The organism is Solidesulfovibrio alcoholivorans DSM 5433, from assembly GCF_000702665.1.
GTDB lineage: Bacteria > Desulfobacterota > Desulfovibrionia > Desulfovibrionales > Desulfovibrionaceae > Solidesulfovibrio > Solidesulfovibrio alcoholivorans.
In genome coordinates, this window is record NZ_JNJA01000001.1 from 22,218 (window position 1) to 44,451 (window position 22,234).

Here is a 22,234-nt window from a genome sequence, read left to right on the forward strand (position 1 = left end):
CGAAGACCTGGCGGGCGACGGCCGAAAAGCATTGTCATCCCGGGCTAGCTGGGGCATGTTGGGGACAAACCCGTCATGCCCTGCGTCTTTTCCCTCCAACCGCCAACCCGGGAATGCGCCATGAGCGAACAGGACGCGGCCAGCGCCACCCCTTTTTTCTTCACCAAACAGGCCCTTTTCGACGTCAAGCGCAAGCTGTGGGGCTATGAAATCCAGGGCGGCAACGACGCCTGCGCCGCCCTGACCTGCTTTGCCGACCGCGAGCACGTGGCCGACTCGCTGGCGTCGTCGTCCTACATGGGCGTGCAGCATGCCGTGGAGCGCGGCAAGAAGGTCGTGGCCCCCTTCGACGAGGCGGGGCTGCTCGCCAAGGCGCCGTACGCCCTGCCGCCCCAGCACGGGGTGGTCAAGGCCGTGGGCGCGGTGCGTTCGCCCGAGGCGGTGGTGGCCGCGGCGCGCCAGTTGCGCGCCGACGGCTACATCCTGGCCCTGGAGGACGGCCCGGGCATGGCCGCCGTGCCGGAGCTGGCGCACATGGCCGACGTGCTGTGCTTCAACGCCGGGAACGGGGCCGACCCGCGGGATTTCCTGGACCGGGCCAAGGGCCGCAAGGTCATGCTGCTGGCCTCCCGCGTGCAGGGCCTCGAACAGTTCGAGGCGCTCAAAAACGCCGGCTTCACGCTGTTCCAGGGACGTTTTTTCAAGGAGCCCGAGGTTCTTGCCGAACGCAAGTTCACGTCCCACCAGATGAGCCGGTTCCAGCTCATGCGCCTGATCGAGACGGAAGACCCGGACGTGGACGCCCTGGCCGAGGCCATTTCGTCGGACGTGTCCGTGAGCTTCCGGCTGCTTTCCTACCTCAATTCCGCCGCCTTCGGCTTTCCCCAAAAAATCCAGTCCATCCGCCAGGCCATCATGATCCTCGGGTCGGTGAAGATGCGCAACTGGCTGCGGGCCGTGCTTCTCGCCGACATGGCGCAGCACGGCGACATGCCCCGGGAGTTGGCCGAGCTCTCGCTCCAGCGGGCGCGGTTCCTGGAGCAGGTGGCCACGCGCTACGATTATTGGGATTTCAATCCGGGCTCACTGTTTCTGCTCGGGCTTTTTTCGCTCCTCGACGCCATCCTCGGCATGCCCATGGCCAAGGTGACGGAGCTTTTGCCCCTGGAGGAAAAGCTCAAGGCGGCGCTGCGGCGCGACACGCAAAGCGAATACGAGCCGCTGCTCGAACTCGTGGGCTGCATCGAGGACGCGGACTGGACGCGCCTGGAGGAGCTTACGCAAAACCTGGGCTTCGATCTGGAGACGGTCAAGACCTGCGCGAGCGAGGCCATGGCCTGGAGCGGGGCGTTTTTCGCCACCCAGCACGCCGCGCCCGAGCCGGCGACGCCGCCGCGGCGACGTTGAGGGAAACATGCCGTCCGGCGCATGCGCAAACGCCGGCCGCACCATGCACCAGCCCTGTGGCAAGCGCGCGCGGGCGCGGGGGAGTCAGTGCGGCAGGACAGGCGCGTCGATGAGGCCGAGCTTGGCCAGTTCCGAGAGCAGCACCTCGCGGCGCAGGGGTTTGGGCAGGTAGGCGTCGGCACGGCCGTGAAAGAAGGATTCGCTGACGTTTTTGGTGTCCGTGAGCACGGAGATCATGATGAGCTTGAAGCGCTGCCGGGGATTGGCGGCGTCTTCCATGCGGCGCAGGGCCTGGACGACCTCGTTGCCGTCCATGCCCGGCATGAGGATATCCATGAAGACGGCGGTGAAGGGCTTTTCTTCTTCGAGCGCGGCTTCGAACGCTGCCATGGCTTCCAGGCCGTCGCCCGCAGTGAGGCATTCGGCATAGGCGGAAAGAAACGTGCGCAAAAAGAGGATGATGCTTTCATCGTCATCCACGATGAGAAAGCGCATGACAGTACTCCCCTGAAGGCAACGGCATGGGGCGGGACCGCGCGAAAAAATCACGCCCCTGCGAAAGGGGTATTGTTTTTTGGGGAGCCCCGCAACCACCGTTTCGGCGCGGCGTGCCATGCGGGCAGGGACGACCCGGCCGGCTTGACGGAAGCGGCCGGGAGTCAGTAGTGGGTCACTGCGCGCCCGTAGCTCAGCCGGATAGAGCATCGGACTTCGAATCCGACGGTCGGGCGTTCGAATCGCTCCGGGCGCGCCAGGTATTTCAGGCGGTTCCCGCTTCTTGCCAGGACCGCCTTTTTCATTGTCCACACAAGACGATCGCCGCGCTGCACACCATGCCCTCGTGGGGCGCCTCACCGGCCCAGTCCCCCTGGGAACAGCGCAAGCCCATCGGCGCGGGCAGCAGCCGGCCGCCGCAACGGCAGACCAGCCCCGCCGCCCGGGCCGGATTGCCCAGCACCAGCGTAAACGGCGCGACGTCGCGCGTGACCACCGCGCCGGCACCGACGAGCGCATACGCCCCCACCGTCACCCCGGGCACGACCACCGCGCCGGCACCGATGGAACAGCCCTTTTCCAGCACCGTGCGCACCGACGGCACGTGTCGTCCGCTGCGGGGATAGCGGTCGTTGGCGAACGCCGCGGACGGGCCGATGAACACATCGTCGCCGACGGCCACCCCATCCCACAAGGCGACGTGGCACTTGACCGTGACCCGGTCGCCGAGCGTTACCCCGCCCTCGATGAAAACATGGTCGCAGATATTGGCGTCGCGGCCGATGACCGCGCCCGGCAGCACGTGGGCAAACGCCCAGATGCGCGTTCCCGGCCCCACGGATGCCGATTCGCAAATTCCCGCCGCATGCACGAAGACGTCCCTTGGCGCGTTCACCTGCCCTGCTCCTTGCGTTTGCGACGCATGATAGCGGGGAAGCGTCCGGCACGCCAGCCGACCGATTGCCCGCCCGCGCCGGACATGCTAGGTTTTCCCATGCTCACGCTCCCTTTCCCCCGGAATATCCGGCCGTCATGAGCGCCGCCATGGACAAGCACGTCATCGTCGGCGGCGGCGTGGCCGGATTGACCTGCGCCGTGCGCCTTGCCGAAGCAGGCCTGCCGGTCGTCGTCCTCGAACGCGAACCCGAGGTGGGGGGGCTCTTGCGCTCCTTCACCCTGGACGACGTCGTGTTCGACCTCGGTCCCCACGTGCTTTTTCTGGAGCACGACGGCCCGGGCGAGGCCTTCCTGCGCGAGACCCTGGCCGGGCAGCCCGTCATCCGCCATCCCTTCGCCTTCGCCATCGCGGCGGACGGACGGTACTGGAAATTTCCCAACCATTTCGATTTCCTGCGCTACCCCCTGCGCTACAAGATCGAGGCGCTGCGCGCGGCGACCAAACGCCGGGGCGCGCCGCCGCCGGAACCCATCCCGGCGTCGCTCGAGCTTGCGGAAAAAAGCGGGCCGGGGCTCTACGCCCTGCTCTTTCGCGACCTGTTCGCCAAAAAGGCGCTCATGCCGCCGCAGGAGCTGCACCACCACTGGCTGGCCCGCGTGGACCGCACCATCGACAACGAAAAGGAGCCCTTCGTGCGGCGCGGCAAGGCCGCGGCCGTGCTCGGCGCGCTTTTCCGCCTGCGCCAACGCTACACCTACCCGGCCGGGGGCCTCGGCGACGTGCCGGCCCTGCTGGCCACGCGCATCCGGCGGGCCGGGGGCGAAATCGTCACCGGTGTGGGAGCAATCTCCCTGACCCGCGACGGGGAGCGCGTCGCGGCGGTCGTCGCCGACGGCCGCGAGATCGCCGCGCGCCATCTGGTCTGGACCGCACCGCTTAATGCGCTCAATGCCGCGCTCGGCGCACAGGCGCCGACCCTGCCCACGGTGAACATGCGTCTGGTCATGCTCACCTACGCAAGCCCCGCGCCGCCTTTTCGGCCCTTCGTCTACACCTACCATCCCGACCCGGAGCTCACGGCCAACCGCGTCTACTACCCCGGCTCCATTTTCCGCGAGCGCAGCCCGGCAGGCCGCGAGGGGCTGTGCCTGGAAATCAACGTGGCAACCGGCGACGCCGCGCCGCCAAGCGAGGAAGAGACCATCGCGGCGGCCATCGCCGACGTGGCGCGCCTGGGGCTGTACCCGGCCTCGGCCCTGCGCCAGGCCAAAGCCGTGACCCTGCCGGCGGCCATGCCCGTCTATCCCCTGGACTACGAAGCGCGCCTTGCCGCGGCGGCCGCGCCCGTGCGCGGCCTGGCCAACGCCCATGCCGTGGGCCGCCAGGGCGGCTTCTACTTCTGCCTGACCCCGGCCGCCGTGACGCAGGGGCTCAAGATGGCGGCGCACCTTCTCGACGAAACCGCAACACACGGAGCATAGCGCCCATGGGACTGCTCGATTCCGCCCTGGCCACCAAAGGCGCGGGCACGGCCGAACGCCTGAAAATCCTCAAGCGCCACGCCCAGGCGTTCCTGCGCCACGCCACGCCACGGCGGCTGCTCAATTTCGCGCGCGCCGAACGCAACCGCCTGCAAAAGCGCACGGTCCTCGACTCGATGCCCTACATCCTCAAAATCGAGAGCACCAATATCTGCAATCTGCGCTGCGCCTACTGCTACGACGACCGCCGCCCGCCCCGCGACGACGAACGGCTCTTCGGCCGCATGACCCTGGAACAGTTCCGCAAGATCCTCGACGACGTGGGCGCGTACCTGTTCAAGATCAACCTCTACGGCTTCGGCGAGCCGTTCCTGTTCCCCGAGACCCTGGACATGATCCGCCTGGCGGCCTCGCGCAACATCGGCGTGGGCGTCTCCTCCAACCTCACCCACCGCGACCCGGAACTTGCCCGGCGCATCGTGGCTTCGGGGCTCGAGGTGCTCATCTTCTCCTGCCACGGCGTGTCCCAGGAGACGAGCGGGCGCTTCATGCGCGGCGGCAACCCCGACGTGGCCCTGGCCGCGCTTCGCGCCGTCATCGAGGAACGCCGCAAGGCCGGCAGCGCCACGCCTTTTATCGACTGGCAGTACTGCGTCACAGGGTTCAACGAACACGAAATTCCCGCGGCCCGCGAAAAGGCCCGGGAACTCGGCGTGGACCAGGTGCGCTTCATCAAGCCCTTTTTCCCGGCCGACGCCCCGGACGACTGGTTCTCCACGCGATTTCCGCGCCAGACCCTGCGCCCCGACGCGCAGGCACCCTCGCCCGGCTGCTCGTGGCTCTACCGCTCGGCCTACGTCAACTGGGACGGCGGGCTCATTCCCTGCTGCCGCGACCCCCGCGACCCGTCCGTGGATTTCGGCAACGTGCTCTCCACGCCGTTTCGCGAGGTCTGGAACAACGCCAAATACCAGGCCGCCCGGGCGCTTTTGGCCGATCCCCGGCAAAACGCGCTGCGCGCCGGCATCGTCTGCGGCCGCTGCCCTGTGACGAAGGTACGGTAGGGGAGAGGGGAAGAGAAGATCGGGGCGCTGTCCCGAGCCCCGCCGGGGGGCATGAAGCCCCCCGGTCCCTCTCGCAAGGGGGAAAGGAGTCCCGGCGAGGCTAATACGGGGTGTCGTTGCTTTCCACGGCACTCCAGACGTTGAGCGGCATGTCGTTGTCGAGCACGCGGTCCACGAAGCCGTTGTTCTTCCGGTCGATCTTCTTCCAGGCCGTCTCGGCCTTCTGCTTGTCCTTCCACTGCGCCACGAACTCTTCCTTGGTGATCTTGCCGTCCTTGTTCACGTCGTACTTGGCGTAGACTTCATCCAGCGACGTATAGCTTTTTTTCTTGGCGCAGCCGCCCACCGCAACAAGAAGGGTCACCGCCACCGCCAGAGTCCAGAAAATCCGCATCATGCCGTGCTCCTTTTCCCGTCGTATCAGGTTTCGCGCGCCAAGCGCGCCGTATCGCCAGGGCCGTCGCCGCATTTGGAAGGGCTGTCCCGCATCCCGGCCGGGCAGAAAAAAACCAACCAGTCCACGACGTCGCAACAACGTAGCATCGCGAGGCAAGCGGGACAGATCACGGGAACCGGGCTTGCAAGACACATGGATTCGGCCCGGGCGGGCTCCGCGCCCAAGACCAGCCACACTGCCGCTGCAACAAGCATGCATCGCAGAGCCGTCGCCGTCTCCCGCATCATGCCCGACCGGCCTGCTTCCACCAAAAGTCCTACAGGAATCCGCGCCCGCGGCGCAAGGGGTGGCGACCGGCAAGACGCTCCCGGAAAGGCCTTTTTGTCGCCGCCGGGTCCGGGACAGCCGCCCTTGTCACCGCCCCGCGCCATGGGCTATTTCATGGGCTTCCTGCGGTCGCGCCACGGCGCGTCTTTTCCTGCAACATCGCCAACCCGAGGACCAAGGATCGCGCCATGCCGTTTTCTCCCGACGCCTGGATCCGCGTGCGCCACGAGGATACCTCCATCTATTTATGCCCCGAAGCGCCGGACTGGTTCGTGCCCAACGCCGCCGGCGACGCCGCCATCGCCGCGACCGCGCGCGGACAGGCCCCAAACTGCCGGGAGCGGCTCTTCCTCGCCCGCCTGCCCGAGGCCGAGCCCGCGCCCTACGCCGGCCGCCTCTGCGCCCTGCCCCTGGCACGGCTTGCGGAACTGTGGCTGCACGTCACGGACCGCTGCAACCTCGCCTGCCGCCATTGCCTGTTCTGTTCGGGGCCGGCCGCCGCTCGCGAACTGCCAACCGACGTCGCGCTTTCGCGCATGGCCGAAGCGCGCGCACTGGGCTGCCGCGTGTTCGCCCTGACCGGCGGCGAACCGTTCCTGCATCCGGGCTTTCCCGCGCTGCTCGACTTCGCCCTGGCCGACCCCGCCGCCCACGCGGTGGTGCTCACCAACGGCACGGGCTTTTCCCCCCTGCGCGAGGACCTGGCCCGCAGGCCCCGGGAGCGGCTGCATTTCCAGGTGAGCTGCGACGGCCTGGCCGCGCGCCACGACGCCCTGCGCGGCGAAGGCGCGTTTTCGCGTCTGGCCGCCGACGTACGCCTCGCCCGGGACCTCGGTTTTCCGGTGACGCTGTCCTTTTGCCCCACGCGCGACAACCTGGCCGACCTGCCCGATGTCGCCTCCTTCGCCGCGGCCTGCGGCGCGTCGGGCCTGCACCTCATGTGGCATTTCGCCGTGGGGCGCGGCCGGGAGGAAGACACGCCGGACACGGACGCGCTGTACGCCGCCGTGGCCGCGGCCTGGGACAGGGCGGACGCGCTGGGGCTTGCCATCGACAACATCGAGGCCCTGCGCGCCCAGGTGTTCGCGCCTGTGGGCACGCGCCACGACGGCACCACCGCCGGCTACGAATCCGTGGCCGTGGGCCCGGACGACAGGCTCTACCCGAGCCCGGCGCTGATCGGCGTGGAGGCCCTCGCCACCCCCCTTCCCGCAGCCGGCGGCCTGGAAGCGGCCTGGAAGGAAAGCCCCGCGCTCGACGCCCTGCGCCGGGCCAGCAGCGCATCGAGCGCATCGCCCTGGAAATACGTCCTCGGCGGCGGCGACCCGGACCATTCCTTTCGCCACGCCGGCACGTTCACGGGGCGCGACCCCTACCAGCCGCTGCTCGAGCGTCTTGCCGCACGCCTGATTGTCCGCGAGGCCAAAGCCGTGCCGCCCGCCCTGCCCGACGCCCAGCCGGCGCTGCTTCTTAAAATGGGCGAAACCCACGTGAGCTGCCACGCCCATGGCGAGGTGGCCCTGGCCCACACCAACTGCCTGCTCTCGCTCGCCGGCGAAGGGAGCCTCGCGCAGATCAAGGCTTTTTACACCGAGGCGGCGGCCGTGGAGAAAGGCGACATCGTCAATCCCGTGCATTACCCGGCGGAGATGGTGGAGCACATTCCCGAACGCTTTCGCGTGCGCGGCTACGGCTGCGGCTCGCCCATCGCCGACGCGGACCTGCGCCCGGGCGAAACCATGGTGGACCTCGGCTGCGGCGCGGGCGTCGAGTGCCTGATCGCGGCCAGGCGCGTGGGGCCGGCGGGCCGGGTGATCGGCCTCGACATGCTGCCGCCCATGCTTTCCCGGGCGCGCGCCGCGGCCAGGGCCACGGCCGAAGTGCTCGGCTACGCCAACACGGCTTTTTTCCAGGGCTACCTGGAGGCCATGCCGCTGCGTGACGCCACGGCCGACTGCGTGACGTCCAACTGCGTGCTCAACCTCTCCACGCGAAAGCGCCGGCTCTACGCCGAGATATTCCGCATCTTGAAACCCGGCGGGCGCATCGTCTTTTCCGACGTGGCTACGGAAACGCCGGCGTCGGCGACCATCTGCAACGACCCGAGCCTGCGCGGGGAATGCATTTCCGGCACGCTCACGCAAAAAGACCTTGTCGCGATCCTGGAAGAGGCCGGGTTTACGGACATCCGTTTCCTGCGCCGCTTCCCCTACCGACTGGTGCGGGGACACCGGTTCTATTCGGTGACCATGGAGGCGCGCCGTCCGCCGGTTGCCCCGCGGCGGTGCAAGGTGTTCTACCGGGGACCGTTGCGCGCCGTGGTCACGGCCTCGGGCGAGGTGCTGCGCGCCGGCGAAGTGAAGGAAATCGACGTATGGGAAGCGGACCTTGCGGGCGAGAACCTCTTCGTCCTGGACGCGGGCGGCGATATCGCCAACCCGGCCTTCGACGCCGGCGCAGGCTCCTGCTGCTGCGGCGCGCCGGCCAGGCCCGACGCCGGAGTCGCGGCGCTTCTTGAGAAGCAGGCGGCGCACGAGGGGCTCACGCCCTTTAACCTCGCGCCGCCGCCGGAAAGGTAAGCCGCCCTACTCCCCGGCCGTCTTCTTCATCTTGCGGAAGATCGTGGTGCGGTCCACGCCCAGGCGCTTGGCCGCCTCGCCCACGGAGCCGAAGTAGGCGATGGCCCGCTCCAGGTAGTCGCGCTCGAAGGAGGCCAGCACTTCCTTGTAGGGCCGCTCGTAATTCACGGCCGCGGCAGCGGCCTGCACGGACGAGGAAACCGCGGCGGAACCGTCCGCCCCGGCGGCGGGCAGCAGGCATTCCTTGACGCGCATGGCCGTGGGCAGATCCTCGGCCGTGATCTCGGTGTCGCAGGTGATGACCAGGCCCTCGATGAGGTTCTCGAGTTCGCGCACGTTGCCCGGCCAGTTGTAGTGCGCCATGATCCGCTCGGCCTCGAGGGAAAACGCCACCCGCTTGCGGTAGCGCGCGCCGAAGCGCTGCAAAAAAAGCCGGGCCAGGGGCAGGATGTCGTCGGGCCGATCGCGCAGGGGCGGAATCTCCAGCACCGCCACGCGCAGCCGGAAGAAAAGATCGCTGCGAAACGTGCCGAGCCGGGCCTCGGCCTCAAGGTTGCGGTTGGTGGCGGCGATGACGCGCACGTCGGTCTTGCGCGCCTTGCTCGACCCCACGGGCGTCAGTTCCCGGTCCTGGAGCACGCGCAGGAGCTTGGACTGCAACAGAAGCGGCATCTCGCCGATCTCGTCGAGAAAGATGGTGCCGCCCTCGGCCATCTCGAAAAAACCCACCCGCCCCTTGGGATGCGCGCCGGTGAACGCCCCGGGCGCATAGCCAAAAAGCTCCGACTCGATCAGGTTCTCCGGAATCGAGGCGCAGTCCACCTTGACGAAGGGCTTCTCGCGCCGGGGGCTGGCCTCGTGGATCATGCGCGCGAAAAGCTCCTTGCCGACGCCGGTTTCGCCGAGCACCAAAGCCACGGCGTCGGTTGCCGCGACGCGGCGCAGCAGGTCCATCAGCCGCTTCATGGCGGAATTTTCCGCGATGAAATTGGTGATGCCGCCGCCCTCGCGGATGAAGAAATCCATCTGGTGCTGGTAGGTCTCGATCAGCTCCTGCTGGCGGGAGATGCGCTCGCGCATGCGGGCCATGAGCGTGATGTCGCGGGCGTAGACCACGACCAGGCTCACGGTGCCGTCCGGGTCGCGCACGGGCTTGCCGTCGATGGTCATGGAGCGGTTGTCGCGGGTGACCTGGATGGAGGAGGCGGGCCGGCCCGTGGCTACGATCTCGGGGGTGATGGGCGCGATGTTGAAAAGGCCGGCCTTCTTGAGCTCCTCGACGTTCTTGCCGATGAGCTCGGCCTTGGTCATGCCGGTGAGCTGCTCGTAGGCGGCGTTGACCTTGAGGGCGTAGCCGTCGCGGTTGGCGATGAACACGCCATCCTCGATGCTGTCGAGGATGGCGTCGAGGTGCCGGGCCACGGGATCGGGGGGGTGTTGTTCTTTTTTTCTCATTACGGGCCCCTTTTTGCCTCGAGTTCGTCACATTTTTCCCAAACTCGCCCGAACGCACCTGTGCAATACCGCAACTCGTGGCAGAGATGCAACATGTTGCAAATTTGCCAACACGCTGATTTTATTCATTTCCATCCTCAAAGGGTGGGGAAACCCTGTGCGAATTTGCAACATGGCATGCTTCTTTTGCGGCTTTCATCAGACCATTTTATTTTTATCCTGAAATTTCAGTATATTAAAAACATGGCACGCACGTTGCTACTAGAGAGACAAAGCGAATGGCCAAACCCGAAATCCACTGCCTTTTACATACAAGGAGACCACCATGGACGCCACCCCGAACACCCCCAAGGTCCGCCCGGTTGTAACGCCCCTGGATCACTACACCATCGAAGGCGTGAGCGAATGCTCCGCATGCGGCCGGGCCGTCAAGATCCAGCTGCTTATCGAAAACGACATCATCGTCAATGCCGGCGGCACGGTCGAAAGCTGTAGCTACAGCCGCGAATGCATGGCCGCGCTCATCGCCACGGTCGTGGGCATGAACGCCTATGACGCCCAGGCCGTGTCCAGCGAAGATTTCCAGCCTCGCATGACCCGCGTCATCGAGAAGCTCGGTTGCGACAACTGGTGCGTGGCCGCCCTGCGCATCGCCCTGCGCAACTACCGTCTCCGGGCGGCGGCATAGGCACACCGCCGTCCGATTCCCGGCCACCCGTTCGACCCACACGGACGGTCGGGGGCAAGCCAGGGGGCGTCCGCCGCTAACGCCCCCTGGCTTTTTTTGCGCCCGCAAAGCGGCGGCCCCGCCCTCCCCCGGGCCGCTTTGACAACGCCCGCCCCATTCCGTAGACACTGTAAAGCGCCGGAAATGGCTGCCGGGCAAGGCTTCCCGCGCCCTGGCGCACCAATGCACGAGCCACGGGAAAAAGCGGGAAGAGACGCGTCCGCAGGACCGCCTTCCCCGTCCCCAGGGAGCCGCCATGGGCAAGGGAAGCGTCACGGACTACCACGACCTCGCATCGCTTGGCGAAGACATCCGCCGCCACATCCTCTCCAACCTCGGCAACGACCTCTACCCGCCCGACCCCTTCCGCTACTTCAGCGGCCTGGCCTACGCCGTGCGCGACCGGCTCATCCGCATGTGGCTGACCACGCAAACCGCCTATTACGACTCCATGAGCAAGCGCGTGTACTACCTGTCCATGGAGTTCCTGCCCGGCCGCTTCCTCATGAACGCCATCATCAACATGGGCATGGAGCAGGGATGCCGGGAGACGGTGGCCGATCTGGGCTTTTCCCTGGACGACCTGGCCGAGGAGGAGCGCGACGCCGGGCTCGGCAACGGGGGCCTCGGGCGGCTGGCCTCGTGCTACATGGACTCCATCGCCACCTGCGGCATTCCCGGCTGCGGCTACGGCATCCTCTACGACTACGGCCTGTTCCACCAGACCATCGTGAACGGCTGGCAGGAGGAACAGGCCGACAACTGGCGGCGTCACGGCAGCCCCTGGGTCATCGACCGCATGGAGCACCTCTACGAGGTGCGCTTCCACGGCAGAAGCGAGGCCTACACCGACGACAAGGGCAACCTGCGCTACCGCTGGGTGGACGCGGACACGGTCATGGCCATGCCCTGCGACATCCTCCTGCCCGGCCACGGCGGCGGCCACGTCACCAACATGCGGTTGTGGGCCGCGGCCTCGTCCCAGGAATTTTCGCTGCGCGACTTCAACCAGGGCGACTTCGTCGGGGCCATGCAGGCGAAAATCCTCTCGGAAAACATCTCCAAGGTCCTCTACCCCAACGACGAACCCGTGGCCGGCAAGGAACTGCGCCTCAAGCAGCAGTATTTCCTGGTCGCGGCCACGCTGCGCGACATCGTGCGCCGCCACCGCAGACCCGGTCCGGCCGCCTTCGAGGGATTCGCCGACCAGGTCGCCATCCAGCTCAACGACACCCACCCGACCATCGCCGTGGCCGAGCTCATGCGCATCCTCGTGGACGAGGAATTCCTGCCCTGGGACGAGGCCTGGGCCATCTGCCGGGAGACCTTCGCCTACACCAACCACACGGTCCTGCCCGAGGCGCTCGAGACCTGGCCCATGGACCTGCTCGGGCGCGTGCTGCCGCGCCACCTGGAGATCATCGTCGAGATCGACCGCCGCTTCCAGGCCGAGGTGGCCGCGCGTCATCCCGGCGACGGCGGCAAGCTCGCGCGCATGGCCATCATCGACCGGGGCAGCTCCCGGGTGCGCATGGCCCATCTGGCCATTGTCGGCAGCCATGCCGTCAACGGCGTGGCCAGACTCCATTCCGACATCCTGCGCGAGCACGTGTTTCCGGATTTCGACGCCTTCTATCCCGGCAAGTTCACCAACGTGACCAACGGCGTCACGCCCCGGCGCTGGCTGCTCCAGGCCAATCCCATCCTGTCGGCGCTCATCACCGAGGCCATCGGCCCGGACTGGGTCCGGGATCTGACGGAGCTGCGCAGGCTCGCGCCCCTGGCCGAGGACGCGGCCTTCCGCCAGTCCTGGCGCACGGCCAAACGCGACAACAAAAAGCGCCTGGCCCGCTACGTGCTGCGCAAGGCCGGGCTCGGCATCAACCCGGACACGCTCTTCGACGTCCAGGTCAAGCGCATGCACGAGTACAAGCGCCAGCTTCTGAATGTCCTGCACGTCGTGACCCTCTACAACCGCCTGCGCCGCGACCCGGGGCTCGCCGTGCCGCCGCGCACGGTGCTGATCGGCGGCAAGGCCGCGCCGGGCTATTTCATGGCCAAGCGCATCATCCGGCTGATCACGGCCGTGGCCGAGAAAGTAAACACCGACCCGGCCATGCGCGGCCGCCTGCGCATGCTCTTCCTGCCCAACTACTGCGTGTCCCAGGCCGAAAAGGTGATCCCCGCCGCAGACCTCTCGCAGCAGATTTCCACCGCCGGCATGGAGGCCTCGGGCACGGGCAACATGAAGTTCGCCTTAAACGGCGCGCTGACCATCGGCACCCTGGACGGGGCCAACATCGAGATCATGCAGGAAGTGGGGGAAGACAACATCTTCATCTTCGGCCTGACCGCCGACGAAGTGGCCGCCGCCCGGACCCGGGGCGTGGACCCGCGCAGCCGCGTGCGCGACGACCCCGAACTGGCCGAGGCGCTGGACATGATCGGGCGCGGCTTTTTCGCCCCGGACGACCCCGGGCTGTTCACGCCCGTCATCGAAAGCCTGCTCGACCGCGGCGACTACTACTGCGTCACGGCCGACTACCGCGCCTGCATCGAAGCCCAGGACCGGGTCAACGCCCTCTACCTCGACCCCGACGCCTGGAGCCGCAAGTCCATCCTTAACACCGCGAACATGGGATTTTTCTCGAGCGACCGCGCCGTGATGGAATACGCCCGCAACATCTGGCACATCGAGCCGCTCAAGGAGTAGCGAGGACCACCTCTTCCGCGTCCTGCGGCGGCTCCACGGGAAAGGTCGCCTCGAAGCGCACCCCTCCGCCTGGCGGCGTGGTAAACGATGCCTCGCCCTCGAGCTGGCGGGTGAGTTCCGTGACGAGCGTCATGCCCATGCCGGCGGCCCCTGTGGCATCGAAGCCCGGCGGCAGCCCCTGACCGTCGTCCTCCACCCAGATGCGGGCGACCCCGCCTTCCTGACGGCAGCCCACGCGCAGGTGGCCTGTCCGCTCGCCGGGAAAGGCGTGCTTGCAGGCGTTGGTGAGCAGTTCGCTGCAAAGCAGGCCGCAGGGCACGGCCTTGTCCAGCGGCAGGCGCACGGACTCGGTTTCCAGGCGCAGGCGCACCCGGGTCGCGACGTCCGCGTAGACGTTGCACACGCCCTCGGTCAGGACCCGCAGGTATTCGGCCAGGTCTATGGCGGCGAAGTCGCCGTGACTGTAGAGTTGCTGGTGGACCAGGGCCATGGAGCGGATGCGGATCTCCAGGCGGCGCAGCCGGTCGCGCTCGGCCGGGTTTTCGGCGTCGTCGGCCTGCAGGCCGATGAAGCTCAGGATGATTTGCAGGTTGTTCTTGACCCGGTGGTGGATCTCCTTGAGCAGGACGGTCTTTTCCTCCAGGGCGCGCTCGCGGTCCGTGACGTCGTCGAAGCGGATGACCACGCCGTCAGCGCCGTTGGCGATGAGCGGATAAAGCAGCATATCCAGGAAATGCATGTCCCCCGCCTGGGGCAGGGAAAGCTTTTCCACGACCAGGGCCCGGCGTTCATGCAGGGCCCGTTCCACGGCATGCATGTAGTCGCCCAAAAGCGGCAGGGAGGCGACCACGTCGCGTCCCATGGCCGTTTCCCTGTTCAGACCGAACAGGCGGCTGGCCGTGTCGTTGACGTGGGTGACGTGCCCCGTGCCGTCCAGGCCGATGATCGCCGAGGGCATGGATTCCAGGATGTTGTGCAGCATGGAGCGCATCTTGGCCAGCGCGGTCACGGCCTGCTCCAGTTCCCGGTCGCGTTGTTGCAGGGCCCCGGCCATGGCGTCGAAGCTCGCGCCCAGGCGGCGGACCTCCAGGCTTCCGCCGTCCGCGCCGGCCCGGGCCTCCAGGTCGCCTGTGGCCAACCGGGCGGCGGCGGCGGAAAGGCGGGCGAGGCCCTGGCCGATGGCGTATCTGCCCGCGGCCCAGGCGATGACAAGGGCCAGGACAAGAGCCAGGAAGGCCTGGACCAGTCCCCGGAGCAACTGCGCGTCGGCCTGGGCGTAGGCTTCGCCGCGGGTGCTGGACACAATGATGGTCATATAGGGCGGCTGGTCCGGCTGCAGGCGCAGGCGCGCGAAACTGAACAGCCCCTCCTCGCCGCTGCGCCGCGTGCCGACGAAGAATCCGACGTCTTCCGCCGCCTCGTTGCAGCGTTCCCAGATGTGGGGCGTGGCCGTTTCGCCCAGGGGGAAACGGGAATCCGTCGGATAGGCGACCATGCGCCGGCCATCGGTGTCCAGGAGCGTGACCCGCGCGTGGGGCGGCAGCTCGAGGCCTCTGAGAAACCGTTCGTAGCCCTCGAGATAATAGGACAGCCCGATGACGCCGGCGAAGGCGCCCTCGGCGTCCGTGCGGGCCAGGGCAAAGGCCACGATGGGTTTGTGCGTGGCCCGGCCGAGGATGAACCGGCTGACGCCCAGGCCGCGGCTGCCCTGAGCGGCCTTGAAGTAATCTCGATCCGAAAGGTCCACGCCGAGAAAGGCCGGCAGCCCCGACGCCACCACCCTGCCGGCGGCATCGGTCAGAAAAATGTTGGACATTTCCGGGTGGTCGTCGAGCAGGGAGGCGAACATGCGGTTGAGCGCCGGCAGGTTGTGGCCGCGCATTTCCCCGGTATGGGCCAGGGCGACGAGCAGCGCCTGGGACAGGTTCCCGACGCCGTCCTGGATGGCGACGAGCCCCTGGGTCAGGTTGCGCATGTCCTCCCGGACCAGGAGTTCCCCGGCGCGCCTGTTTTCGAAGCTCATGCCCAGGATGATGGCGATGGCGGGCAACCCGGCCATAAGCACGATGCCGGTCAAGAGCGTGGCGAGAGAGCGGCCGAAGACCCAACGCCGCAATCCGGCGAGCAGTTTCCCCATTGCCGTCATAGACAGGATTCCGGGGCAAAAGTCCAGGCGAAAGAAACCTGCCGCGCGGTTCTACCCGGCTGCGCCGCCGGGCCGCAGGCGGCTGTAGCGCGCCCGCAGGAACCCCTCCTCCGCGGCGACCTCAAGCCGCCAGCCCGAGACCGTGGCCAGCTGGTCCTCGAGCACGCCCCGCGCGCTCGGCGCAACCAGGAATTCCAGTTCCCGGGCGCGGGATAAACGGAGATACCACCCTATCTCCAGGCCCAGGCCTCAGCACTTGTCGCGCAGATCGAGGGTCAGGCGCTTGTCGTCCATGGCAGTCCCCTAGAGTTTGTCGAAATAGATGAGCGCGCCCATGACCACGAAGGCCACGGCAGCGACCTTCTTGATGATGTCGGGCGAGACGAAGTTGCAGATGAATTCCGCGAAAATGACCCCGAGCAGGCTCGTGGCCACGAGCGCCAGCGAGGAGCCGGCGAAGACGATCCAGGGCTTGCGCGAATCCGCCGCCGTCAGCACGCAGGCCAGCTGCGTCTTGTCGCCGAGTTCGGCCACGAAAATGGTGGCGAAAGTGGTGAAAAGCAGTTTCCAGTCCATGCATCCCTCTTGGCAGCCGCGACCGGCTGCCGCTTACGCGCCGGGCAGGCCCATTCCCGGCTCCATGACGCGGCCCGTCCAATCGGTTTCGTAGCCGCCCAGGGCCTCCACGCTGTCCCGGAAGGCCGTTGCGCCCACCACCTCGCGCACGGCCGCGATCTTGTCGTCCGCGGCAAAGGCCTGCGGGATGACGAGGTCGTAGCGCTCCCGGGCCAGGGGCACGAAATCGAGCCCGAGCGCCCGCGCCGCCGCGAAAACGCCCAGGCCGCAGTCGGCCGCGCCGGTCTTCACGTTGACGGCCACGGCCATGTGGGTGTGCTCCTCGCGGCCGTAGCCCTGGATCTGCTCGGGCGAAAGACCGGCCTTGCCCAGGTGGTAGTCGAGGAGGATGCGCGTGCCCGCGCCGCGCTGGCGGTTGATGAAGCGCACGTCGTCGCGCGCGAGGTCGGCCGTGGCGCGGATGGCCTTGGGGTTGCCCGGGGCCACGATGAACCCCTGCTGGCGGATGGCCAGGTTGATGACCGTCACGGCAAGCCCCGGCAGGTACTTGGCCAGGAAGGGGAAGTTGTAGTCGTCGGTGGCCGGGTCGAACAGATGGGAGCCGGCCAGCATGGCCGCGCCGTTTTTGAGCGCGATGAGTCCGCCCATGCTGCCCACATGGCTCGAGGCCAGGCGCACGGACGGGTCGCGGCGCATGAGCATGTCGGCCAGGAGGTCCAGGGTGTTGTCGTGGCTGCCCACGCACACGAGCGTGCGCGAAAGCTCCCCGGCGTCGACGAGCAGTTCCGCCGTGATCCTGGCCCCGGATTCCAGGCCCTCGGCCTCGGGCGCGAGCTGGGTCACGGCTTGCGCCTTGGTCAGGCTCGAAATGCTGCCCGCGCCCCGGGACAGGGGCAGGGCCACGTAGGCGCTGCCGACCTGGCCCACGGCCAGGCGCACGAAATCCACCATGCCGATGCGCGAGGGCACGCTGCGCGCCAGGGTGGCCTGGACTCTCTGGCGCGACTGCGGCTCGGACCGGCTGAGCCAACAGGCCAGCGGGTAGAGCAGCCGCTCGAAGCAGACCACGGAACTGACCGGATAGCCCGGCGCGCCCACGACGAGCTTGCCCCGGGCATGGCCGAGAAGCGACGGCTTGCCCGGCATGGCCGCGACGCCGTGGACCAGCACCTCGCCCACGCGCTCGATGGTGGCCCGGGTGAAATCCTTGCTGCCGGCGGACGAGCCGGCCACGATCACCACCACGTGGGCGTCGGAGGCGAGCCCCTCCTCCAGGGCGGCGGCCAGGGCCTCGGGATCGTCGCGCACCGGGGCGACGCGCGTGCACTCCATGCCCCAGCTTTCGGCCAGGGCGCGCAACAACATGGAGTTGCTCTCCACCACCTGCCCGGGACCGGGCTCGGGATGCGCCGTGAAGTCCATGACCTCGTCGCCGGTGGGGATGACCCGCAGGCGGACCCTCTCGTAGACGGGAATCTCGTATGCCCCGCACGAGAGCAGCGCACCCACGTCGTAGGGCGTCACCCGCCTGTGGCGCGGCAGGATCATCTCCGTGGCCACGATGTCCTCGCCGATGCGCCGCACATGGGCGAACGGGGCCACCGGGGACTCGATGGTCGCGACCTCGCCGTCCATGACCACATTCTCGATCATGACCACGGCGTCGAAGGCCAGGGGCAGCGGGTGGCCGGTGTTGACGAACACGAAGCCCTCGCCCGGGGCCAGGCGCACGGGCGCGCCCTCGCGGGCGAGAAAGGTATCCGCGGCGCGCACGGCGATGCCGTCCATGGCCGCGCTGTGGAAGGTGGGCGAGGAATAGCGGGCGATGACCGGCTCGGCCGTGATGCGGCCGGCGGCATGCTCGGCGCCGATGCGCTCGACGCCGACAAGGGCCTTGCGGTCGAGCACGGCCTTGACCTTGGCCAGGGCGTCCTCGATGGGAATGGTGCGCAGGTAGATATTGCGTTTCACGACGCCTTGCCTCCCGTTTCCTCGCCGTACAGCCGGCACAGCCCGCCGTAGGCGTCGACGCGGCGGTCGCGCAGGAAGGGCCAGTGCCGCCGCGTGGTTTCCACCACCTGCGGGTCGATGACGGCGGTGACGATTTCCTCTTCCGCAAGGCCGGCCTGGGCCACAATGCGCCCTGAAGGATCGGCGATGAAGGAAGAGCCCCAGAATTCCAATGTTTCGCCGTAGCCCGCGCCCCCGCCCTCGACGCCCACGCGGTTGACGGCCGCGACATAGGCCCCGTTGGCGATGGCGTGGCCGCGCTGGACCGTGATCCAGGAATCGCGCTGGGTCTCCCCGTACTGCGCCTTTTCCGAGGGATGCCAGCCGATGGCCGTGGGATAGAGCAGGACCATGGCCCCGGCCAGCGCCGTGGCCCTGGCGGCCTCGGGGAACCACTGGTCCCAGCAGATGCACGTGCCGATGCGGCCAAAAGGCGTCGCGAAAGCCTTGAACCCCAGGTCGCCCGGGGCGAAGTAGAATTTTTCCTCGAAACCCGGGTCGTGGGGGATGTGCATCTTGCGGTAGATGCCGAGAAGCCCGCCGTCCGGGCCGAGCACGGCCAGGGAGTTCTGGTAGCAGCCGGCGCCGCGGCGCTCGAACAGCGGCGCGACCACGGCCACGCCGGCGGCCTTGGCCGCGGCGGCCATGGCGTCCGTGGTCGGGCCGGGGATGGGCTCGGCCAGGTCGAAGGCGGCATGGTCCTGGTTGCGGCAAAAATAGGGCGTGGCGAAGAGTTCCGGCAGACAGACCACCTGCGCGCCGCGCCCGGCCGCCTCGGTCACGCGGGCGGCGGCCTTTTCCAGGGAAGCGGCCACGGTTTTTTCCGGGGACATCTGTACAAGGCCAAGGGTGAACGGCGCGGCCATGGGGACTCCTTCGAAGCGGTATGCGTTGCGACCGGTGCAGTTTAGCATGATACGGGGCTTCCGGGCAAAGAACAATGCGGCATTATGCGCCACGAAGAAGGGAGACGCCCTGCATGACGAACGTCGCGGCGAAATAGAGCAGCGAGACCCCGAGCGCGCCCATAAGCAGCCTGTACGCCCGCCCCGACAGGAACCGGCCGCACCGTCCCGTGACCACGGCGGCCGCGACCTTGGCCCCGACGATGGCGACGTAGAAAAGGGCCAGGAAGACGCACACGCCGGCAAGGCCCGACGCGGCCCGCGCCTCCAGGAGCAGGGGCACGCCCACGGCGGTCCAGAACAGATACGGATGGGGATTGGTGAAGTTGGCGGCCACGCCGCGCCAGAGCGACCGGGGCGCTTCCCGCGTCGCCTCCGCCGCGGGCGGCGCGGTCGTGAAGCAGGCGATGCCGTAGCGCACAAGCAACGCCGCCCCGGCCAGGGACACCAGCCCGAGCACCGTGGGCGCGCCGGAAAATTCCGACAGCGCGAGCCAGCAGGCGAGAATGATGGGCGCATCGGTGACGACCGGGGCAAGGGCCACCTTGACGCCCTCGGCCGTGCCGTGGCGCAGGGTCTGCGACAGCACCAGGGAAAAAAGCGGTCCCGGCGAAAACCCGGCGGAAAGCCCGAGCGCGGCGGCGGCCAGGGCCAGGGAGGGAAGGGATTGGGCCATTGCTTGCGTTTCCGGTCCGGCCCCGGCTACACTGCCGGCGGCGCGTGAGGCAACGTGCCGCAAACCCCGCCGCATTTCAAGGAGCGTTGCATGCCCCGTCCCGGCGACCGCACCGCACGGCCCATTCGCCATGCCCGCCACGACCGACATGACCGACATATCCTGGCCGCCGACATCGGCGGCACGAGCAGCCGCTTCGGCCATTTCCTCGCCGCGCCGGACGGCTCGATCACCCTTGCGGCCGTGGCCCGGCTGGAAACCGCTGCGGCGGAATCGTTCGTGGACCTGCTTGGCCGCCTGCCCCAGGCGGGTTTCGACCTGCGCCCGGACGCCGCCGACGCCGCGGTGTTCGCCGTGCCGGGGGCCGTGGTCGGCCGCAGCGTCACCTTCGCCAACATCGACTGGGCGCTCGACCTCGACGTCCTGGCCGCCGCCTTCGGCCTGACCGCAAGCGCCTGCGTCAACGATTTCCTGGCCCAGGCCCACGGCTGCCTGCTCCTTGGCGACACGGCCGAAACGGTCCTGCCCGGGGGCATGAACCCGCAGCTCGTCCGGGCCGTCATCGGCGCGGGCACGGGCCTGGGGCACGCCGCCCTGGTCCCCGTCGAAGGGGGGCGCGTCCTGGCCCTGGCGTCCGAGGCCGGCCAGGCGGCGTTTCCATTTGCCGACGGACAGGAGCGCGAATTCGGCCGCTTCCTGTGCGCGGCAACCGGCGAATCCTACGCCCGGGGCGATTCCGTGGTGTCCGGGCCGGGGCTGGCCTGCCTGCACCGCTTCCTCACGGGCGAGGACCTCTCCCCCGCGGCAATCAGCGCGCGCCTCACGCCCGGGCACCCGACCACGGCGCTCTTCGCCCGCTTCTACGGCCGGGCGGCGCGGCAATACGTGCTTGGCCTCGTGGCCGCGGGCGGTCTCTACGTCAGCGGCGGCGTGGCGGCCAAAACCCCCCTGCTGGTCACGCACCCGGAATTCTCCCGGGAATTTCACGATTCCCCCACCTATGGCGGACTCTTGCGGAAAACGCCGGTACGCCTGGTCCGGCACGAACATGTCGGGCTTTTCGGCGCGGCCCGGATCGCCCTGGATCTCTTACCGTCAGCCTGAACAAGGAACATCGCCATGCGCGAAGGCTTTTTCCGGGCCGTGTCCACGGCCCAGTTCACCGACCTGCTGCGCGCCTTCGCGCCGCTTGCCCCGGAAACCGTCGACCTCCTCGCCGCGCGCGGCCGTTTCCTCGCCGCGGACGTCACGGCCACCGAAAACCTGCCAGCCAATCCCCGCGCCGCCATGGACGGCTACGCCGTGCGCGCCGCCGACCTCTTCGGGGCCACGGATTCGAACCCCGGCTACCTCGACCTCGCCATGGACATCCCCATCGGCATGGTCCCGGACGCGCCGCTGCCCCCCGGGCGCTGCGCGCGCATCGTTACCGGGGCCGTGCTGCCGCAAGGGGCCGACGCCGTGGTCATGGTGGAATACACCGAGGACATGGGGGCCGGAGCCGTGGAAATCCGCCGCTCCGTGGCGCCTGGCGACAACATGCTCTTTGCCGGCGAGGACGCGGCGCCCGGGCAGTGCGTGCTGCCCGCCGGCACGCGGCTGCGGCCGCAGGAGATCGGCATGCTCGCGGCCCTTGGCCACGAGCGCGCCGGCGTCGGCGGGCGGCCCCGCGTGGGCGTGCTCTCCACGGGCGACGAGCTCGTGCCCGTGGCCGCGACGCCAAGGCCCGGACAGATCCGCGACGTCAACAGCCACACCCTTTCGGCCATGGTCGCCGCGGCCGGGGCCGCGCCCAGAACCTACGCCCTCGTGCCCGACGACCTCGCCGGAATCACCGCCGCCCTGGCCGCGGCCACGGCGGAAAACGACCTGACGCTCCTTTCCGGCGGCAGCTCGGTCGGCGCGCGCGACTTCACCCTGGACGCCCTGCGCGCGCTCGGCGCGGACATCCTGGCCCACGGCGTGGCCATAAGCCCCGGCAAGCCGACGATCCTGGCGAGCCTCGGCGGCAGGCCGGTCATCGGCCTGCCCGGACAGGTCACCTCGGCGCAAATGGTCATGCTCGCCTTCGGCGTGCCGCTGCTCGCCCACCTCGCCGGCGATCCCGCCGCCTTCGACCGCCCGCCGCGGACCTTCCCGGCCGAGCTGTCGCGAAACGTGGCCTCCAAACAGGGCCGCGAAGACCACGTGCGCGTGCGCCTGGAAGCGCGACCCGGCCAGCTGCCGCTGGCCCACCCCGTGCTCGGCAAATCCGGGCTGCTCAAGACACTGCTGCTCGCCGACGGCTGCATCGTCATCCCGGCCGACCGCGAAGGCTTCCCCGGCGGCATGGAAGTCGCGGTCAGGCTCCTGTAAGGGGGAATGGGGAGAGAAGAAAG

At 68.4% G+C, this 22,234-nt stretch carries 17 protein-coding genes and 1 tRNA gene; 9 read left to right on the top strand and 9 right to left on the bottom strand.

Annotated features, from left to right (window positions below; genetic code table 11):
• The first annotated feature begins 120 nt into the window (after positions 1–120).
• The gene (locus Q368_RS0100105) at positions 121–1,407 is read left to right on the top strand and encodes an EAL and HDOD domain-containing protein (RefSeq protein ID WP_029456697.1); all 1,287 of its coding nucleotides are present in this window, start codon (positions 121–123) and stop codon (positions 1,405–1,407) included.
• An 84-nt stretch (positions 1,408–1,491) separates the two neighbouring features.
• Here the strand turns inward: Q368_RS0100105 and Q368_RS0100110 are convergent, their stop codons facing one another.
• Positions 1,492–1,902: a response regulator gene (locus Q368_RS0100110; RefSeq protein ID WP_029456698.1), complete on the bottom strand. Its 411-nt coding sequence runs from the start codon at positions 1,900–1,902 to the stop codon at positions 1,492–1,494.
• Between the two features lie 182 nt (positions 1,903–2,084).
• Between Q368_RS0100110 and Q368_RS0100115 the strand changes: the two genes are divergently transcribed.
• Positions 2,085–2,161 (top strand) — tRNA-Arg (locus Q368_RS0100115).
• A gap of 42 nt (positions 2,162–2,203) precedes the next feature.
• Here the strand turns inward: Q368_RS0100115 and Q368_RS27240 are convergent.
• A complete protein-coding gene (locus Q368_RS27240) occupies positions 2,204–2,797 on the bottom strand; it encodes an acyltransferase (protein ID WP_029456699.1) in 594 nt (197 codons plus the stop codon).
• Between the two features lie 137 nt (positions 2,798–2,934).
• On the opposite strand from Q368_RS27240, the gene Q368_RS0100125 reads away from it, so the two are divergent.
• Positions 2,935–4,281 carry a protoporphyrinogen/coproporphyrinogen oxidase gene (locus tag Q368_RS0100125; RefSeq protein ID WP_029456700.1) on the top strand — a complete coding sequence of 449 codons (1,347 nt, stop codon included), beginning with the start codon at positions 2,935–2,937 and terminating at the stop codon, positions 4,279–4,281.
• Positions 4,282–4,286: 5 nt separating this feature from the next.
• Positions 4,287–5,345: a radical SAM/SPASM domain-containing protein gene (locus Q368_RS0100130; protein WP_029456701.1), complete on the top strand. Its 1,059-nt coding sequence runs from the start codon at positions 4,287–4,289 to the stop codon at positions 5,343–5,345.
• 100 nt (positions 5,346–5,445) lie between these two features.
• On the opposite strand, the gene Q368_RS0100135 is transcribed toward Q368_RS0100130, so the two are convergent.
• Positions 5,446–5,742, bottom strand: a complete 297-nt coding sequence (locus Q368_RS0100135) for an EF-hand domain-containing protein (RefSeq protein ID WP_029456702.1) — start codon at positions 5,740–5,742, stop codon at positions 5,446–5,448.
• A gap of 515 nt (positions 5,743–6,257) precedes the next feature.
• Here Q368_RS0100135 and Q368_RS0100140 point away from each other — a divergent pair.
• Complete coding sequence (locus Q368_RS0100140) at positions 6,258–8,648, top strand: methyltransferase domain-containing protein (RefSeq protein WP_029456703.1); 2,391 nt, start codon at positions 6,258–6,260, stop codon at positions 8,646–8,648.
• Between the two features lie 6 nt (positions 8,649–8,654).
• Here the strand turns inward: Q368_RS0100140 and Q368_RS0100145 are convergent, their stop codons facing one another.
• A complete protein-coding gene (locus Q368_RS0100145) occupies positions 8,655–10,103 on the bottom strand; it encodes a sigma-54 interaction domain-containing protein (protein WP_029456704.1) in 1,449 nt (482 codons plus the stop codon).
• 298 nt (positions 10,104–10,401) lie between these two features.
• Here Q368_RS0100145 and Q368_RS0100150 point away from each other — a divergent pair, with 298 nt between their 5' ends.
• Positions 10,402–10,791: an iron-sulfur cluster assembly scaffold protein gene (locus Q368_RS0100150; RefSeq protein WP_281174584.1), complete on the top strand. Its 390-nt coding sequence runs from the start codon at positions 10,402–10,404 to the stop codon at positions 10,789–10,791.
• Positions 10,792–11,086: 295 nt separating this feature from the next.
• The gene (locus Q368_RS0100155) at positions 11,087–13,543 is read left to right on the top strand and encodes a glycogen/starch/alpha-glucan phosphorylase (protein WP_029456706.1); all 2,457 of its coding nucleotides are present in this window, start codon (positions 11,087–11,089) and stop codon (positions 13,541–13,543) included.
• On the opposite strand, the gene Q368_RS0100160 is transcribed toward Q368_RS0100155, so the two are convergent.
• From Q368_RS0100160 to Q368_RS0100185, 5 genes are all read right to left on the bottom strand, one after another.
• Positions 13,533–15,689 carry a sensor histidine kinase gene (locus tag Q368_RS0100160; RefSeq protein ID WP_245611250.1) on the bottom strand — a complete coding sequence of 719 codons (2,157 nt, stop codon included), beginning with the start codon at positions 15,687–15,689 and terminating at the stop codon, positions 13,533–13,535. The two genes, Q368_RS0100155 and Q368_RS0100160, sit on opposite strands and share 11 nt — an antisense overlap.
• A 303-nt stretch (positions 15,690–15,992) precedes the next feature.
• The gene (locus Q368_RS0100170; RefSeq protein ID WP_029456709.1) at positions 15,993–16,265 is read right to left on the bottom strand and encodes a TMEM165/GDT1 family protein; all 273 of its coding nucleotides are present in this window, start codon (positions 16,263–16,265) and stop codon (positions 15,993–15,995) included.
• Positions 16,266–16,298: 33 nt separating this feature from the next.
• Complete coding sequence (locus Q368_RS0100175) at positions 16,299–18,236, bottom strand: molybdopterin biosynthesis protein (protein WP_029456710.1); 1,938 nt, start codon at positions 18,234–18,236, stop codon at positions 16,299–16,301.
• The gene (locus Q368_RS0100180; protein ID WP_029456711.1) at positions 18,233–19,141 is read right to left on the bottom strand and encodes a carbon-nitrogen hydrolase; all 909 of its coding nucleotides are present in this window, start codon (positions 19,139–19,141) and stop codon (positions 18,233–18,235) included. Before Q368_RS0100180 ends, Q368_RS0100175 begins: the two co-directional genes overlap by 4 nt.
• A gap of 82 nt (positions 19,142–19,223) precedes the next feature.
• Positions 19,224–19,856, bottom strand: coding sequence for a LysE family transporter (locus tag Q368_RS0100185; protein WP_029456712.1), 633 nt, complete (start codon positions 19,854–19,856; stop codon positions 19,224–19,226).
• 90 nt (positions 19,857–19,946) lie between these two features.
• Between Q368_RS0100185 and Q368_RS0100190 the strand changes: the two genes are divergently transcribed.
• Both Q368_RS0100190 and Q368_RS0100195 read left to right on the top strand, forming a co-directional pair.
• A complete protein-coding gene (locus Q368_RS0100190) occupies positions 19,947–20,960 on the top strand; it encodes a glucokinase (RefSeq protein WP_052359943.1) in 1,014 nt (337 codons plus the stop codon).
• Between the two features lie 15 nt (positions 20,961–20,975).
• A complete protein-coding gene (locus tag Q368_RS0100195) occupies positions 20,976–22,211 on the top strand; it encodes a molybdopterin molybdotransferase MoeA (protein ID WP_029456714.1) in 1,236 nt (411 codons plus the stop codon).
• Positions 22,212–22,234 lie beyond the last annotated feature (23 nt).

Bases quoted from the DNA above. Each gene is read 5' to 3' on its own strand.
- Q368_RS0100105 (WP_029456697.1), top strand. From the start codon at position 121: ATGAGCGAACAGGACGCGGCCAGCGCCACCCCTTTTTTCTTCACCAAA.
- Q368_RS0100110 (WP_029456698.1), bottom strand. From the start codon at position 1,902: ATGCGCTTTCTCATCGTGGATGACGATGAAAGCATCATCCTCTTTTTG.
- Q368_RS0100125 (WP_029456700.1), top strand. From the start codon at position 2,935: ATGAGCGCCGCCATGGACAAGCACGTCATCGTCGGCGGCGGCGTGGCC.
- Q368_RS0100130 (WP_029456701.1), top strand. From the start codon at position 4,287: ATGGGACTGCTCGATTCCGCCCTGGCCACCAAAGGCGCGGGCACGGCC.
- Q368_RS0100135 (WP_029456702.1), bottom strand. From the start codon at position 5,742: ATGATGCGGATTTTCTGGACTCTGGCGGTGGCGGTGACCCTTCTTGTT.
- Q368_RS0100140 (WP_029456703.1), top strand. From the start codon at position 6,258: ATGCCGTTTTCTCCCGACGCCTGGATCCGCGTGCGCCACGAGGATACC.
- Q368_RS0100145 (WP_029456704.1), bottom strand. From the start codon at position 10,103: ATGAGAAAAAAAGAACAACACCCCCCCGATCCCGTGGCCCGGCACCTC.
- Q368_RS0100155 (WP_029456706.1), top strand. From the start codon at position 11,087: ATGGGCAAGGGAAGCGTCACGGACTACCACGACCTCGCATCGCTTGGC.
- Q368_RS0100160 (WP_245611250.1), bottom strand. From the start codon at position 15,689: ATGACGGCAATGGGGAAACTGCTCGCCGGATTGCGGCGTTGGGTCTTC.
- Q368_RS0100170 (WP_029456709.1), bottom strand. From the start codon at position 16,265: ATGGACTGGAAACTGCTTTTCACCACTTTCGCCACCATTTTCGTGGCC.
- Q368_RS0100180 (WP_029456711.1), bottom strand. From the start codon at position 19,141: ATGGCCGCGCCGTTCACCCTTGGCCTTGTACAGATGTCCCCGGAAAAA.
- Q368_RS0100185 (WP_029456712.1), bottom strand. From the start codon at position 19,856: ATGGCCCAATCCCTTCCCTCCCTGGCCCTGGCCGCCGCCGCGCTCGGG.
- Q368_RS0100190 (WP_052359943.1), top strand. From the start codon at position 19,947: ATGCCCCGTCCCGGCGACCGCACCGCACGGCCCATTCGCCATGCCCGC.
- Q368_RS0100195 (WP_029456714.1), top strand. From the start codon at position 20,976: ATGCGCGAAGGCTTTTTCCGGGCCGTGTCCACGGCCCAGTTCACCGAC.